Raw genomic sequence first — 14,789 nt, forward strand, 5'->3', positions numbered from 1 at the left:
GAGGACACGCCGCCATGCAGGCCGCCAACGGAAACACCGTTCCCACCGACACCACCGACTACGTCACCGTCTTCGTCGGCGAGACGATGTTCGGGCTCACCATCGACCGGGTGCACGACGTGTTCGTGCCCGCCGGCATCACCCCGGTGCCGCTCGCACCCCGGGAAATCGTCGGCCTCCTGAACCTGCGCGGGCGGGTCGTCACGGCCCTTTGCCTGCGCCGCCGCCTCGGCATCCCCGGCCGCGAGGCGGGTGCCGCCGAGATGGCGATCGGCCTGGAACAGGCGGGCGAGACCTTCGCGCTCATCGTCGACGGGGTCGGCGAGGTCTTGAAGCTCGGCGCCGAGACGCAGGAGCCGGTGCCGATCAACCTCGATCCCCGCTGGCGCGACCTCTCGCTCGGCGTCCACCGCCTCGACGGGCGCCTCCTTGTCATCCTCGACGTCGATGCGCTGCTCGCCTTCGGCGACGCCCGCGAGGCGAAGGTCGCCTGAAGCCAAGGGGTGCGCTCATGATGACCGGCTCGACCAAGAACGCGGCGAAAACGGCCCTGATCGTCGATGACTCGGCGGTGATCCGCAAGGTCGCCCGCCGTATCCTGGAGACCCTCGACTTCAGCGTCCGCGACGCGGAGGACGGCGCCACGGCGCTGGCGATGTGCGCGGAAGCGATGCCGACGGTGATCCTGCTCGACTGGAACATGCCGAACATGGACGGCTACGAGGTGCTGCGGCGCCTGCGCCAGTCCCCGCTCGGCGATCGGCCGAAGGTTCTGTTCTGCACCACCGAGAACGATGTCGGCGCCATCGCCCGGGCCCTGCATGCGGGTGCCGACGAGTACATCATGAAGCCCTTCGACCGGGAGATCATGATGGCCAAGCTCGATCAGGTCGGCTTCGCGGTGCGTCCGTCCGAAGCCGCCTGATCCGTCTCCGGGGGCTTGCCCAGGCCTCCGCCCCTCCCTCGCTCCCCCGGAAACGAGTTCCCCCCATGTCGGCATTCCCGGCCGTCGCACAGGCTCCGGCGGCGCGCAGCCCGATCAAGGTGCTGGTCGCCGACGACTCGGCGGTGGTGCGCGGGCTCGTCTCCCGCTGGCTCGGGGAGGCGGGTCACGAGGTGGTCGCCACCGCGCCCAACGGCCGCGCCGCCGTGGACGCGCTCGCCCGCTGCAACCCCGACGTGGTGCTGCTCGACATCGAGATGCCGGAACTCGACGGCATCCAGGCCCTGCCGCTGATGCTGGCCAAGCAGCCGGGCATCCAGGTCGTGATGATGTCGACGCTGACCCAGCGCAACGCCGACGTCTCCCTGCGCTGCCTCGCGCTCGGCGCGGTCGATTATATCCCCAAGCCCGAGAGCAACCGCGGCGTCACCACCTCGGACGGCTTCCGCAACGACCTGATCGAGCGCATCCGTGTGTTCGGCGCCGCCCGCGCCCGGCGCCGGCCCGCGCCGACCGCGGTCGAGGCCGCCGCTTCCGCCACGCCCGCCGCACCGGCGGTCTCGCGCCTGTCGGGCACGGTGACGCTGCGGCCGAAGCCCCGCACCGTGACGCCGCCGCGCGTCCTGCTGGTCGGCTCCTCCACCGGCGGCCCGCGTGCGGTCGGCGAGGTGCTGGAGAAGATCGGCGCGGCCACGCTCCGACGCCTGCCGGTGCTGATCGTGCAGCACATGCCGCCGGTCTTCACCGCCGTCTTCGCCGAGCATCTCGGCGCCCGGATCGGGCTGCCCGCGGCCGAGGGCAAGGCCGACGAGCGGTTGCAGCCCGGCCGCATCTACGTCGCCCCGGGCGGGCGCCACATGCGGCTCGCCGGCTCCGCGGCCGAGACCGTCATCCGCCTCGACGACGGGCCACCGGTGAACTTCTGCCGCCCGGCGGTGGACGTGATGTTCCTCGATGCCGCCGCCCTCTACGGCGGGGCGACGCTGAGCGTCATCCTCACCGGCATGGGCTCGGACGGCACGGCGGGCGCCCGCGCGCTGGTGGAGGCCGGCGGCATCCTCCTGGCTCAGGACGAGGCCACCAGCACGGTCTGGGGCATGCCCGGCAGCGTCGCCAAGGCGGGCCTGTGCCACGCCGTCCTCCCGCTCCCCGACATCGGACCGGCCCTGCGCAGCGCGATCGGAGACCGGGTCTGATGACCGAGGCGGATTTCGCGTTCCTGCGCGACTATCTCAGGAAGCGCTCCGGGCTCAGCCTCGGCGCGGAGAAGCGCTACCTCGTGGAGAGCCGACTCACCCCCGTCTGCCGCCGCTTCGGGATCGCGACGCTGAGCGACCTCGTCGGCACCCTGCGCCTGTCCCGCGAGGGGCCGCTGGAGAAGGCCGTGGTCGAGGCGATGACCACCAACGAGACGTTCTTCTTCCGCGACCGCGCGCCGTTCGACCTGTTCCGCGACGTGCTGCTGCCGAAAGCCATCGCGGCACGCGCATCCCAGCGCCGCCTGCGGATCTGGTCGGCGGCGGCCTCCACGGGACAGGAGCCGTACTCGCTCGCGATGATGATCCAGGAAGCCGCGGCGCAGCTCGCCGGCTGGCAGGTCGAGATCGTCGGCACCGACCTCTCGACGGAGGTCTTGGAGAAGGCGCGGCTCGGCCTCTACAGCCATTTCGAGGTGCAGCGGGGCCTGCCCGTCCAGCTCCTCGTGAAGCACTTCACCCAGGTCGGCGAGCAGTGGCGCATCAGCCCGGCGCTTGCCGGGATGGTGAGCTTCCGGCCACTCAACCTGCTGAACCCGTTCGAGCATCTCGGCCAGTTCGACATCGTCTACTGCCGCAACGTGCTGATCTACTTCGACGCGCCGACCAAGACCGACGTGCTGGAGCGGATCGCCAAGACGCTCACCCCCGACGGGGCGCTGCTGCTGGGCGCAGCCGAGACCGTGATCGGCCTCACCGAGGCGCTGGTGCCTGATTCCCAACATCGCGGCCTCTACCGCCAGGCCGCAGCCGCCGGGCGGGCGGCGGTGCCCCACCGCCTCGCGGCGGGGTTCTAAAAATCGACGTCTCGCAGCGGGCCGCCCGATTGGGTAACCTGCCACCCATGACGCACGACGCGCCGCGGCTGCTGCCCTGCGGAGACACGGCCTTCACCATCGAATTCGGCTCAAGCATCGACGCGGGCCTCAGCGCCCGCGTGCTGGCCCTCGACGCGGCGCTCGCGGAGCGGGCCCTCCCCGGCGTGGTGGAGAGCGTACCGACCTACCGCTCGTTGACCGTCCATCTCGACCCACTCCGCGCCGACCCGGCCGAACTCGGCCGCGCCGTGCTGGCGCTCGCGGGCGAACCGCTCGCGGCGGTCCCAGCCCCGCGCCTATGGCGCATCCCCGTGGTCTATGGCGGCGCGTTCGGGATCGACCTCGACGCGGTCGCCGCGCATCATGGGCTCACGCCCGAAGCGGTGATCGCGCGCCACAGCGCCCCGGACTACAGCGTCGCGATGATCGGCTTCCTGCCGGGCTATGCCTATCTCGAAGGGCTCGATCCCGGCCTCGCCCTGTCGCGCCGCCCCAGCCCGCGCCCGGTGACGCCCGCCGGCACCATCTCCATCGGCGGCGCCCAGGCGCTGGTGGCGAGCATCGCGGCCCCGAGCGGCTGGCATCTTCTCGGGCGAACCCCTGAAAAGACCTTCGTGCCCGAGCGCGACCCCGTCTTCCTGCTCCGCCCCGGCGACCGGGTCCGCTTCGTCCCGACCCCGGCCGAGCGCTGGGACGCGCTGGCCGCCGCGGCGGAGGCCGGCGAGCCGGTGGCCGAGCTGTGCGAGGGGTGAGCGCTCACCTCCATCTCGCCCGCCTCACCGGTGCGGCCTCGCTTCAGGACGGCGGACGGCGCGGCTATTTCCGCTTCGGCCTCTCGGCCTCCGGGCCGATGGACTCGCTCGCCTTCGCCGCCGCCAACCGCCTCGTCGGCAACCCGGCCGATGCGGCGGCGCTCGAACTAGGCCTCGCTGGGGCGAGCCTGCGGGTCGAGGGAGGGGCTGCCCGCCTTGCGCTGGCGGGCGCGCCGAGCGGGCTGCGTCTCGACGGCGAGCCGCTGGCCGCGCATCGCTCCTTCGTCCTGCGCGAGGGCTCGGAATTGACGGTCGAACGACCGCGCGAGGGCGTGTTCACCTATCTCGCGGCGGCCGGCGGCTTTCCGGTGCGCAGCGTCATGGGCAGCCGGGCGCTCCACCAACGTGCGGCCCTCGGCGGCCTCGACGGACGCGCATGCCGCGAGGGCGACCGCCTGCCGCTCGCCGCCCCAGCCTCGGGCGAGGCGGACCAGAGCCTCGACCCGATTCCGCTGGAGCGCGACGCCCCGATCCGCGTAATCCTCGGGCCGCAGGACGACCTGTTCTCGCAAGTCGGCCTCGCGACCTTCCTCGGCGAGGCCTTCACCGTGTCGAACCGAGCCGACCGGATGGGCTATCAGCTCGACGGACCGGAGATCGCCCACGGCGCGGGCGGCTTCAACATCGTCTCCGACGCCACCGTGGCCGGCTCGGTGCAGGTGCCGGGCTCAGGGCGCCCTATCGTCCTGCTCGCCGACCGCCAGACCACCGGCGGCTACCCGAAGATCGCCACCGTGATCTCCGCCGACCTGAGACGGATCGCCCAGCGCCGGCCGGGCGAGACTTTGCGGTTCGTGGCGGTGGATCTCGCCACCGCCACCCGCCTTGCCCGCGAGGCGGCGGCGCGGATCGCGGCCCTGGGCACACATCTCCGGCCGGTCGAGGGCGAGGCCGAGCGGCTGATGGCGGCCAACCTCGCGGGCGCGGCGGTGGATGCTTTCCAAGATGGGGATTGATGCATTTCACCGGGGGCCGAAGCCGGCCCTGACGCGTTATCGGCCCATGTCGCGCAAGCCCAACCTCTCCCAGCCGCCTCGCCTCGGCTTCTGCTGCACCTTCATCCCCGATCCTGACCCAAGCCACAAAACCCTGAAGGCCGCCAAGGATGCGGCCAAGCTGATGAATCTCGGCACGGTGACGATGGCGCATCTGGAGCGCCTTGGGCCGACCGCGCGCTTCGAAAAGCTGGAGGGCGTGGTGCGCCACAACCTCGCGGCGCTGGAACGCCAGATCGCCTGGGTGTCGGCCCGGCCGCCGTTGGAGCGGCTGCTGCGCATGGCGAGTTCGGTGCTGCCCGGCTACACCCATCCGGTGGCCGAGCCGCTCTATGCGCAAGCCCCGATGCGCGCGCTGATCGAGGCCGGCCTCGCCCGGATCGGCGAGCAGGCCCGGACAGGCGACGTGCGACTGAGCATGCATCCCGGCCCGTTCTGCATCATAGCCTCGCGCAACCCGAACGCGCAGAAAAACGGCATCGCCGAACTCGAATACCATGCCGAGGTGATGGCGATGCTGGGCTACGGCTCCGGCTGGCACCCGCATGGCGCCCACGTGAACATCCATATCGGCGGGCGCGAGCCCGGCATCGAGGGATTCCGCAAGAGCCTGTCACTGATCTCGGAGACGGCGCGCAACCTGCTGACCGTCGAGAACGACGAATCGCTGTTCGGCCTCGACGCGGTGCTGCGGCTCGGTGAGCGCGTGCCGGTGGTGCTCGACCTCCACCATCACTGGGTCGAGAGCCGCGGCGCCTATATCGAGCCCGACGATCCCCGCATCCCGGCGGTGATCGCCTCCTGGCGCGGGGTGCGGCCGGTGAGCCATATCAGTGTTTCACGGGAAACGGTCCTGCCCGAGCACGATACCGGCACCCTGCCGGACTACGCGGCGCTCTCGGAACAGGGCCATTCCTGGCGCGATCTCGCCGCCCATTCCGACCTGATGTGGAACGAGGCGGTCAACGCGCTCGTCGCCCGGCACCTCGCCTGGAGCGATTTCGAGATCGAGGCCAAGGGCAAGAACCAAGCGAGCGTGCCGCTCGCCGCCCGGATCGGCCGCGAATTCTCGAGGGCCGCGGCCTGAACGCCCCAAGCGCGGCTGGGCGGATTTGACCCGGCGGAGCGCGCCCGTCACCATGCTAGCTTCCTCATTCGTGCGCGGGGCTCGTCTGCCCGGCGCCCGCGGGAGCCGCGACCGGACACGATGAGCGAGGCCGAACGGACGAATTCGAGCAGCGGCGATCCACAGGGCGCGACGCGCCATCGCCTCGACCGGCTGGTGGCGCAGGCGCGGGCCGCGGGCCTGTGGGAACGGGCCTGGCCGGTGCTGTGGCGCGGGCTCGGCGTCGTCCTCGCCTTCCTCGCCGCCTCCTGGCTCGGCCTATGGCTCGACGTATCCCCGCTCGGGCGCATGATCGGGCTCGGGCTCTTTGCCCTTCTGCTTGTCGCAGCGCTTTGGCCGGTCGTCCGGCTCCGCGCCCTGAGCCGGCGTGAGGCGCTCGCCCGGATCGACCGCGAGGCGGCCCGCGGCGGCGGGACCGCGCATGATCCAGCCTCGTCGATCGAAGACACGCTCGCCGTCGGCCAGAGCGATCCGGTCACCCGCGCGCTTTGGGCCATGCACCAGTCGCGGGCGGCTGCCGCCGTGGCGAGGCTGAAGGCCGGGCGCCCGCGCCCGCATATGCCGGGGCACGATCCGCTGGCGCTCCGCGCGGGCGTTCTCGTCGTGGCGCTGGCCGCCCTTTTCGTGGCGGGCCCCGAATGGCGCGGGCGCGTCGCCGCCGCCTTCGACTGGCGCGAGCCCCAGGCCGCCGCGCCGAGCTTCCGCGTCGACGGCTGGATCGACCCGCCGATCTACACCCGCGTGCCGCCGCTGATCGTGACGATGTCGGGGACTCCGAAGGATACGGTGCAGCGCCTGCGCGCGCCGGTCAATTCCACCCTGATCGTGCGCATCGCCGGCCAGGGCGAGGCGGAGCTGACCCCGAACGCCGCCCTGGTGCCCGTGGCCAAGGACGAGAAGGCCGCCTCCGCCCGTCCCACGCTCCAGAACGAGACGAGGGGCGCGAAGGCCAACGAGACACGCGCGACCCTGCGCGAGGAGCGCTTCCGGCTCGCGGGCGGCACCGCCGAACTCGGCATCGCCGCCTCCGGCTCGGAGCCGCAGCGCCTCGTGATCGAGACGATCCCCGACCAGCCGCCGGAGGTGCGCCGGGTCGGCGACCTCGAAGTGAACGGCCGCGGCACCTTCAATCTCAGCTACCGCGCCAAGGACGATTACGGCATCGCCTCTGCCGAAGGGCTGGTCGAGCCACTGAAGGCGGGCCGCTCGCTCGTGCCGGTGCCCAAGATCGCGCTGGCGCTCCCCGCCGACGCGACGGGTGAGACCGACACCAAGACGCTGGTCGATCTCACCGACAATCCCTGGTCGGGCGCGCGGGTGAGGCTCACTCTCGTGGTGCGCGACGAGGCCGGGCAGGAAGGCCGCACCGAGACCGCCGAGATCGTGCTGCCGGCCCGCCCCTTCAGCCAGCCGCTCGCCCGCGCGCTGGCCGAGGAGCGCCGCCGCCTCGTGACAGCGCCCGACGCCGACCGCGGCCGGGTCCAGACCGCGCTCGACGCCCTGCGGATCGCGCCGGAGCGGTTCACGCCGCAGCCCGCGATCTTCCTCGGCCTCACCACCGCCGCCAGCCGGCTGCGCGCGGCGAAATCGGACGAGGATCTCACAGGCGTCGCCGACCTCCTGTGGGAGATGGCCCTCAAGATCGAGGACGGCGACCTCTCCGATGCCGAGAAGGCCCTGCGCGCCGCTCAGGACCGCCTCAAGGAGGCGATCGAGCGAAACGCGCCGGACGAGGAGGTCAAGAAGCTCACCGAGGATCTGAAACAGGCCCTCGACAAGTTCATGAAGGAGTTCGCCCAGCGGGCGAAGCCGCAGAACCGGCAGCAATCGGAGCGCCAGCAACAGCAGCAGAACGGCCAGACCGTCACGCCCGACGATCTGGAAAAAATGATCAAGGACATGCAGGAGGCGATGCAGCGCGGCGACACGGCGGAAGCCCAGCGCCTGCTCGAACAGCTCCGCAACGTGCTCGAAAACCTCCAGAACGCCGAGGGCGGCCAGAAGTCCGATGGCGGCATGGCCGAGATGAACCGGCAGCTCGACGAACTCGACAAGATGTCCCGCGAGCAGCAGGAGCTGCGCGACGAGACCTACAAGGAAGGCCAGCAGGGCCAGCAGCGTCCCGGCCAGCGCCAAAGGCCGCAGCCGGGCCAGCAAGGCCAGCGCGGGCAGCAGCCCGGCCAGCAGGGCGAAGGGCAGGAAGGCCAACAGGGGCAGCAGGGCCGCGGCCAGCAGGGACAGCGCGGCCAGGGACAGGGCCAGCAAGGTCAGGGCAGCGGGCAGCAGGGCCAGAACATGGGCCAGCGCCAGCAGGGCCTGCGCGAACAGCTCCAGGATCTCAAGAACCGGATGAAGCAACAGGGGCTTCAGGGGGAAGAGGGACTGTCGGATGCCGAGGAGGCCATGCGCGAGGCCGAGGAATCGTTAGGCCAGGGCCGCAATGGCGAGGCGGTGGACGCGCAGGGCCGCGCCCTCGACGGGCTGAAGCGCGGCGCCGAGGGCATGCATAAGCAGATGCAGCAGATGGCCGAGGGCGAGGGCCAGGGTCAGGGTGAAGGCCAGCAGGACGGGCAGTCGCAGGGACAGCAGGGCCGCTCGGGCTCCGCCGACGACGACCCGCTCGGCCGTCCGACCCGCGGGCGCGACCTCTCGAACGGCAACGTGCGGGTGCCCAATGCCGACGAATCCGCGGTACAGCGCGCCCGCCGGATCATGGAGGAGTTGCGGCGCAAGCTCGGCGACCCCTCGCGCCCGCAGGAAGAACTCGATTATTTCGAGCGCCTGCTTCGCCGGAACTGAGTGTCTCTCACAAAACTCCCGTTGCGCCGTCGTGCCCAGAGGGGGAACGATCGGGGATCGGGAGTTTTGCGAGGCACTCCGAACCCCGCCGATCGAACCCCATTTCGGGCCGTGCTCGCGCGAGCACGGCCTCTCACGAGATCACCGACCGATGTCCGCCAACCAGCTCGTTCTCCTCGCCTGCCTCGCCGTCGCCGGCGTGCTGCTCTTCGGCCTCGTCAACATGATGCGGGGCGGCAGCGCCAACCTCTCGCAGAAGCTGATGCGCCTGCGCGTGCTCCTGCAATTCGTGGCGATCATCGTCATCATGGGCGTGGTGTGGTGGCGGGCGGCCTGAGCACCCGCGCCCTCACTCCTTCGCGCGCTCGAAGGTGACGATGCTGCGGGTTTCCCCTTTGTCGGCCCAGTTCGGCATCACCCGCCAGGGGGTCAGAACCCGCAGGCGTTCGCCGTCGAACGCGAACGTCCGGGTCTGCTCCGAGCCGACCCATTTCGGATCCCAGGCAACGTCGAGGTCGGCAATCCACTTGTCGCCGTCGAGGCGGAACTTGCCGGTATAGGAGACGAGGGTTTCAAGGAGATGCGCCCGCTGTGCGTCGTCCTTGGCGGGCTTGCGGCCTTCACCGGTCAGCACGAAGAACACGCGCTTCTCCGGGGTGAAATAGGCGTAGCCGGTCGGGTGGTCGCCCATCACCGGCAGCTTCTCGCCGTCCTTGCGGACCTCCACCTCGTACGAGACCAGCTTCCAGAGACCCTTGAGCGGGGTGTCGCTCTCCGCCCGGGCCGTCATCGGCATCAGGGTCGCCGCCAGGGTCGCAGCCGCCATCATCGTCGTCGTTGTCCGCATCGTCCGTCCCATTGCGTGGAAAGCCCCGCTCGGAGGCCTTTCATCCAACGCTGCCCACCCATTGTGCGATGCATCATTCGTTGCACGACCGGAATGTTGTCACCGGATTTCCCGCCGACCGTGCCCGCGCCGGCACGTCCGTCTGCGCACCGGACCAAGTGTGGCGCGCACGCCCCACCCGACCGGCAAAAGGATCCGGACCGGATGAATCCGCAGGCTGTGCTCAGGACGCCGTGATATTTGGGGCGGATTGAAACGGACGGACCGACCGCCGATGAAGTCACCCTTTGCCCGGATTTGCGTCGGCGTCCTCGCCGCCTCGGCCATCACGACCACGCAGGCCGCCGATCTCGGCGCCGCCCGGGCTCCCGCACCGCCGCCCTACTTCGCCCCCGTCCAGCCCTACTCCATCGTGTCCGAGGTCCGCATCGGCGGCTCGGTGCAGGATCCGGGTAGCGCCGAGGGCAAGCTGCCGGGCTTCAGCACCGCGAACGTCAACGGCGAGATCCTGTTCGCCAAGCCGCTCGTGACCACCGATCCGTTCTGGCAAGCCTTCGTGCCGCGGCCCACCGTGGGCGGCAGCTACAACACCGGCGGCCGCACCAGCTACGCCTATATCGGCGCGACCTGGACCGTGGACCTCTTCCCCGAGACCCTGAACCGGCGCGTCTTCCTCGAAGGCTTCTTCGGCGGCGCGGCGCATAACGGCTATACCGGCCTCAAGGCGAACGCGCCCTACGGCTTCAACGCGCTGGGCTGCAATCCGCTGTTCCGCGAGGCGGCCGCGCTCGGCTTCCGTATCGACGCGCATTGGAGCGTCATGGCCACCGTCGAGCACATGTCGAATGCCGGCCTGTGCGGCGACAACCGCGGCCTGACCAATTTCGGCGGCAAGATCGGCTACACCTTCTGACCGAAAGCCGCTTTTGCGGGTTGCCAGAGTTTTATGGGTTGAAAAGACCCGCCGAGCGCGAAACATCGCCCGGCGGGTCTTCTCATTGAAGAACATTAATGGCCCGCGGGAGAGACGCCGTGGTCAAGCTCAACCGCATCTACACCCGTACCGGCGACCAGGGCACGACCGGGCTCGCCAACGGCGAGCGCCGCTCGAAGGCGGATCTGCGGGTGGAGGCCTACGGCACCGTCGATGAGACCAATGCCTGCATCGGGCTCGCCCGCCTCACCGCCGAGCCCACCCTCGACGCGATGCTGGCACGCATCCAGAACGACCTGTTCGATCTCGGCGCCGACCTCGCCACACCGCCGAGCGACAAGCCTCTGGAGTATGAGCCCCTTCGCGTGGTCGCCGCGCAGGTGCAGCGGCTGGAGACGGAGATCGACGCGCTCAACGCGAATATCCCGCCGCTGAAATCCTTCGTCCTACCGGGGGGCTCGGCCACGGCCGCCGCGCTCCACCTCGCCCGCACCGTCTGCCGCCGCGCCGAGCGGCTGGTGGTCGCGCTGTCGGGCGTCGAGAGCGAGGCGATCTCGGCGGAAGCCCTGCAATATCTTAACCGGCTGTCGGACTTCCTCTTCGTGGCCTCCCGCGCGGCCAACCGCGACGGCACCGACGACGTGCTCTGGGTACCCGGCCAGAACCGGTGAGTGTGCGGGGCGTGCCCCGACAGGGGGCAATCACGCGAAGCCGCGTGAGCGGGCTGTTCAGGACGTCAGTCCTGAACAGCGTCGAGTGAAGCGAAAGCCTGAGCCCGCAGAGGCGCGCGCCGGCGATTGAGGCCGGCAATAATTCAGGGCAATCGCTTTCAAGCGATCGCCCTGCAAGCCGCCGACAAGGCGCGTTGACAAGCGGGAAATCGCCTCGCTACGGTCCCGCCGCCCTGACAATCCCATCGATCGCGGTCAAGCGGGTCCGAGAGCCGTCCACCAAGTGACGCCGGGACTATCGCAGGAGCGGAGGAAAGCGACAGCCATGAAGGTTCTGGTGCCCGTCAAGCGGGTCGTCGATTACAACGTGAAGATCCGCGTCAAGGCCGACGGGTCGGGCGTGGAGCTCGCCAACGTCAAGATGTCGATGAACCCCTTCGACGAGATTGCCGTCGAGGAGGCGATCCGCCTGAAGGAAAAGGGCAAGGTCACCGAGATCGTCGCCGTCTCGATCGGCCCGCAGCAGGCGCAGGAGACCCTGCGCACCGCCCTTGCCATGGGGGCCGACCGGGCAATCCTGGTCAAGACCGACGTGAATTGCGAGCCGCTCGCCGTCGCCAAGGTGCTGAAGGCGATCGTCGAGAAGGAAAGCCCGAACCTCGTCATCCTCGGCAAGCAGGCGATCGACGACGATTCGAACCAGACCGGCCAGATGCTGGCGGCGCTTCTCGGCTGGCCGCAGGGCACCTTCGCCTTCAAGCTCGAATTCGGCGATGGAAGCATCGACGTGACCCGTGAGGTCGATGGCGGCCTCCAGACCGTCTCGCTCAAGCTGCCGGCGATCGTCACGACCGATCTGCGCCTCAACGAGCCGCGCTACGCGAGCCTGCCCAACATCATGAAGGCGAAGAAGAAGCCGCTGGAAGAGCTGACGCCGGAGGGGCTCGGAATCGACGTCGCGCCGAAGCTGACCGTGCTCAAGGTCGTTGAGCCGTCGGGCCGGCAGGCGGGCGTCAAGGTCGGCTCCGCGGCCGAGCTGGTGCAGAAGCTCAAGGTCGAAGCCGGCGTGCTCTGATCCTCGCGGCGCCGCTCCCGGCCCCCCGGTCGAGCGGCGCGCCTCCCCTCTTTTCGAGAAGTTTCGCCGATGACCACGCTCCTCTACGTCGAGCACGCCAACGGGCAGATCAAGGACGGCACGCTGAAGGCGCTGACCGCTGCCAGGGAACTGGGTGCGCCCATCCACGCCCTGGTGCTCGGCACCGGCTCGAAGGCTGCGGCCGAGGCTGCGGGCACGTTCGAGGGCGTCGAGAAGGTGCTGAATTCCGAGGATGGCGCCTACGACCACGACCTCGCCGAGCCGACCGCCGCGCTGATCGCCGCAATCGCCGAGCCCTACGACGCGATCGTCGCCGCTGCCACGACCACGGGCAAGAACACCCTGCCGCGCGTGGCCGCGCTCCTCGACGTCGCCCAGATCTCCGACATCATCAAGGTTGTCTCACCCGACACCTTCGAGCGGCCGATCTATGCCGGCAACGCGATCCAGACCGTGCAGGCCGGCTCCGGCAAGCGCGTCATCACCGTGCGCACCGCCGCCTTCAAGCCCGCCGAACCGGGCAGCGCTTCGGCCGCAATCGAGGCGGTTTCGGCCGCCGCGCCCGATGCGCTGGGTGCGGCCTACAAGTCGGAAGAAATCGCCAAGTCCGACCGGCCGGAGCTGGCCTCGGCCAAGTTCATCGTCTCCGGCGGCCGTTCGCTCGGCTCGGCGGAGAAGTTCAAGGAGCTGATCGAGCCGCTGGCCGATGCGCTCGGTGCCGCGGTCGGCGCCTCGCGCGCGGCGGTGGATGCCGGCTACGCCCCGAACGACTGGCAGGTGGGCCAGACCGGCAAGGTGGTGGCGCCCGACCTCTATGTCGCGGTCGGCATCTCCGGCGCGATCCAGCATCTGGCCGGCATGAAGGACTCGAAGGTCATCGTCGCCGTCAACAAGGACGAGGACGCGCCGATCTTCCAGGTGGCGGATTACGGGCTGGTCGGCGACCTGTTTCAGGTCGTGCCGGACTTGCAGGCCGAGATCGCCAAGGCCAAGGATCGGTAGGTGTATCGGTAGACGCATCGATAGACGGATCGGTAACGCACCTCGCGACACCGTCGAACCGGCCTGGGCGCCTGCGGCTTGAGGCCGGTTTGACGCATTTGTTGCAGTGCCGCATCCTAAGGGTGCGGTCGAGAGGACGATGCCGCAGCAGGTAGGACGCGATACGGTTATGGGCATCGAGATCAAGACGGTCGGCATCGTCGGTGCCGGCCAGATGGGGAACGGCATCGCGCATGTCTGCGCGTCGTCGGGCCTCCATGTTCGGCTGAACGACCGCGATCCGCAGCGGATCGATGCCGGCCTCGCACAGATCGACGCGAACCTCACGCGTCAGGTTCAGAAGGGCACCCTGAGCGACGAGCAGCGCCGCGGCGCGCTGGACCGCATCGCGGCGGCCCGCAGCTTCGACGACCTCGCGCCCTGCGACCTCGTCATCGAGGCGGCGACCGAGGACGAGGCGACCAAGCGCAAGATCTTCCAGGCGCTCTGCCCCTCGCTCAAGCCCGACGCCCTAGTCGCGACCAACACCTCCTCGATCTCGATCACGCGGCTCGCGGCCTCGACCGACCGGCCGGACCGCTTCATCGGCATCCATTTCATGAACCCGGTGCCGGTGATGCAGCTCGTCGAGCTGATCCGCGGCATCGCCACCGAGGATCCGACCTACGAATCGGCCAAGGCCTTCATCGCCCGGCTCGGCAAGACCTCGACCATGTCGGAGGACTTCCCGGCCTTCATCGTCAACCGCATCCTGCTGCCGATGATCAACGAGGCGATCTACACCCTCTACGAGGGCGTGGGCTCGGTCGAGTCGATCGACACCGCGATGCGGCTCGGCGCGAACCATCCGATGGGCCCGCTGCAGCTCGCCGACTTCATCGGCCTCGATACCTGCCTGTCGGTGATGCAGGTGCTCTACGAGGGGCTGGCCGACTCGAAGTACCGCCCCTGCCCGCTGTTGGTGAAATACGTCGAGGCCGGCTGGCTCGGCCGCAAGACCAAGCGCGGGTTCTACGATTACCGCGGCGAGACGCCCGTCCCGACACGCTGAAGCGCACGCCGCACGCAAAAAGGAAAAGCCGCCCGAGACGAAGTCTCGGGCGGCTTTTTCGTGGTCCCTACCTCTTAGCCTTACTGCGCCGACTTCTGCGCCGGCTGCGGATAGGCGGGGTTCTCGGCCGGAACGTTACCGCTGTTGGAAGACGGGGCCTTGTTGACGGAACCCGTGGTCACCTCACGTGCCGATTCCTGGCTCTTGCCAGCGTACTCGGAGGTCGTCTCCGCCCGGTTCCAGCTCAAGAGGCCGACCGTGGCGACCGCCAGCAGGACGAGGCTCGCCACGAGGACGTAAAGGACAGGCTTGCCCTTCGCACCCTGGCGGGCATCGGTTTGGGTCTCGATCTGGGCCATGAAGTTCCCTCTCTTCCGCCCGGCGAAAGGGGCGGCGTCAGCATCGGTTATGCTTGGCCAACGCCGGTCCGGCTTCGAGA

16 protein-coding genes are annotated in these 14,789 nt (G+C 69.7%); 14 read left to right on the forward strand and 2 right to left on the reverse strand.

What is annotated here, in order from left to right; genetic code table 11:
- Positions 1-14 precede the first annotated feature (14 nt).
- The 9 genes from MKK50_RS19240 (at position 15) to MKK50_RS19280 (ending at position 9,086) form a co-directional block, all read left to right on the forward strand.
- The gene (locus MKK50_RS19240; protein ID WP_253373331.1) at positions 15-494 is read left to right on the forward strand and encodes a chemotaxis protein CheW; all 480 of its coding nucleotides are present in this window, start codon (positions 15-17) and stop codon (positions 492-494) included.
- Positions 495-514: 20 nt separating this feature from the next.
- Positions 515-925: a response regulator gene (locus MKK50_RS19245; RefSeq protein ID WP_253374095.1), complete on the forward strand. Its 411-nt coding sequence runs from the start codon at positions 515-517 to the stop codon at positions 923-925.
- A gap of 65 nt (positions 926-990) precedes the next feature.
- The gene (locus MKK50_RS19250; RefSeq protein ID WP_499024668.1) at positions 991-2,139 is read left to right on the forward strand and encodes a protein-glutamate methylesterase/protein-glutamine glutaminase; all 1,149 of its coding nucleotides are present in this window, start codon (positions 991-993) and stop codon (positions 2,137-2,139) included.
- Complete coding sequence (locus MKK50_RS19255) at positions 2,139-2,996, forward strand: CheR family methyltransferase (protein ID WP_253373333.1); 858 nt, start codon at positions 2,139-2,141, stop codon at positions 2,994-2,996. Before MKK50_RS19250 ends, MKK50_RS19255 begins: the two co-directional genes overlap by 1 nt.
- 47 nt (positions 2,997-3,043) lie before the next feature.
- Entirely contained in the window at positions 3,044-3,769 is a 726-nt protein-coding gene (gene pxpB / locus MKK50_RS19260) for a 5-oxoprolinase subunit PxpB (RefSeq protein WP_499024671.1), read from the forward strand.
- Positions 3,766-4,785, forward strand: a complete 1,020-nt coding sequence (locus MKK50_RS19265; RefSeq protein WP_499024672.1) for a 5-oxoprolinase subunit C family protein — start codon at positions 3,766-3,768, stop codon at positions 4,783-4,785. Before pxpB ends, MKK50_RS19265 begins: the two co-directional genes overlap by 4 nt.
- A 46-nt stretch (positions 4,786-4,831) precedes the next feature.
- Positions 4,832-5,911 carry a UV damage endonuclease UvsE gene (locus MKK50_RS19270; protein ID WP_499024674.1) on the forward strand — a complete coding sequence of 360 codons (1,080 nt, stop codon included), beginning with the start codon at positions 4,832-4,834 and terminating at the stop codon, positions 5,909-5,911.
- 120 nt (positions 5,912-6,031) lie between these two features.
- Complete coding sequence (locus tag MKK50_RS19275; RefSeq protein ID WP_499024676.1) at positions 6,032-8,749, forward strand: TIGR02302 family protein; 2,718 nt, start codon at positions 6,032-6,034, stop codon at positions 8,747-8,749.
- Positions 8,750-8,900: 151 nt separating this feature from the next.
- On the forward strand, positions 8,901-9,086 hold the full coding sequence (locus MKK50_RS19280; RefSeq protein WP_003601223.1) for a twin transmembrane helix small protein: 186 nt from the start codon (positions 8,901-8,903) through the stop codon (positions 9,084-9,086).
- Positions 9,087-9,098: 12 nt separating this feature from the next.
- On the opposite strand, the gene MKK50_RS19285 is transcribed toward MKK50_RS19280, so the two are convergent.
- Positions 9,099-9,539 carry a lipocalin-like domain-containing protein gene (locus tag MKK50_RS19285; protein WP_367399414.1) on the reverse strand — a complete coding sequence of 147 codons (441 nt, stop codon included), beginning with the start codon at positions 9,537-9,539 and terminating at the stop codon, positions 9,099-9,101.
- A gap of 331 nt (positions 9,540-9,870) precedes the next feature.
- On the opposite strand from MKK50_RS19285, the gene MKK50_RS19290 reads away from it, so the two are divergent.
- From MKK50_RS19290 to MKK50_RS19310, 5 genes are all read left to right on the forward strand, one after another.
- A complete protein-coding gene (locus MKK50_RS19290) occupies positions 9,871-10,509 on the forward strand; it encodes an acyloxyacyl hydrolase (RefSeq protein ID WP_499024678.1) in 639 nt (212 codons plus the stop codon).
- A 119-nt stretch (positions 10,510-10,628) separates the two neighbouring features.
- On the forward strand, positions 10,629-11,201 hold the full coding sequence (locus MKK50_RS19295) for a cob(I)yrinic acid a,c-diamide adenosyltransferase (protein ID WP_499024679.1): 573 nt from the start codon (positions 10,629-10,631) through the stop codon (positions 11,199-11,201).
- A 325-nt stretch (positions 11,202-11,526) separates the two neighbouring features.
- Positions 11,527-12,276, forward strand: a complete 750-nt coding sequence (locus MKK50_RS19300) for an electron transfer flavoprotein subunit beta/FixA family protein (RefSeq protein ID WP_499024682.1) — start codon at positions 11,527-11,529, stop codon at positions 12,274-12,276.
- 69 nt (positions 12,277-12,345) lie between these two features.
- Positions 12,346-13,299: an electron transfer flavoprotein subunit alpha/FixB family protein gene (locus MKK50_RS19305; RefSeq protein ID WP_499024685.1), complete on the forward strand. Its 954-nt coding sequence runs from the start codon at positions 12,346-12,348 to the stop codon at positions 13,297-13,299.
- 169 nt (positions 13,300-13,468) lie between these two features.
- Complete coding sequence (locus MKK50_RS19310; RefSeq protein ID WP_499025124.1) at positions 13,469-14,350, forward strand: 3-hydroxybutyryl-CoA dehydrogenase; 882 nt, start codon at positions 13,469-13,471, stop codon at positions 14,348-14,350.
- 80 nt (positions 14,351-14,430) lie between these two features.
- On the opposite strand, the gene MKK50_RS19315 is transcribed toward MKK50_RS19310, so the two are convergent.
- Positions 14,431-14,709: a hypothetical protein gene (locus MKK50_RS19315; RefSeq protein ID WP_499024687.1), complete on the reverse strand. Its 279-nt coding sequence runs from the start codon at positions 14,707-14,709 to the stop codon at positions 14,431-14,433.
- Between the last annotated feature and the right edge of the window lie 80 nt (positions 14,710-14,789).

It is taken from the genome of Methylobacterium sp. J-043 (assembly GCF_022829505.1).
Taxonomy (GTDB): domain Bacteria; phylum Pseudomonadota; class Alphaproteobacteria; order Rhizobiales; family Beijerinckiaceae; genus Methylobacterium; species Methylobacterium extorquens_A.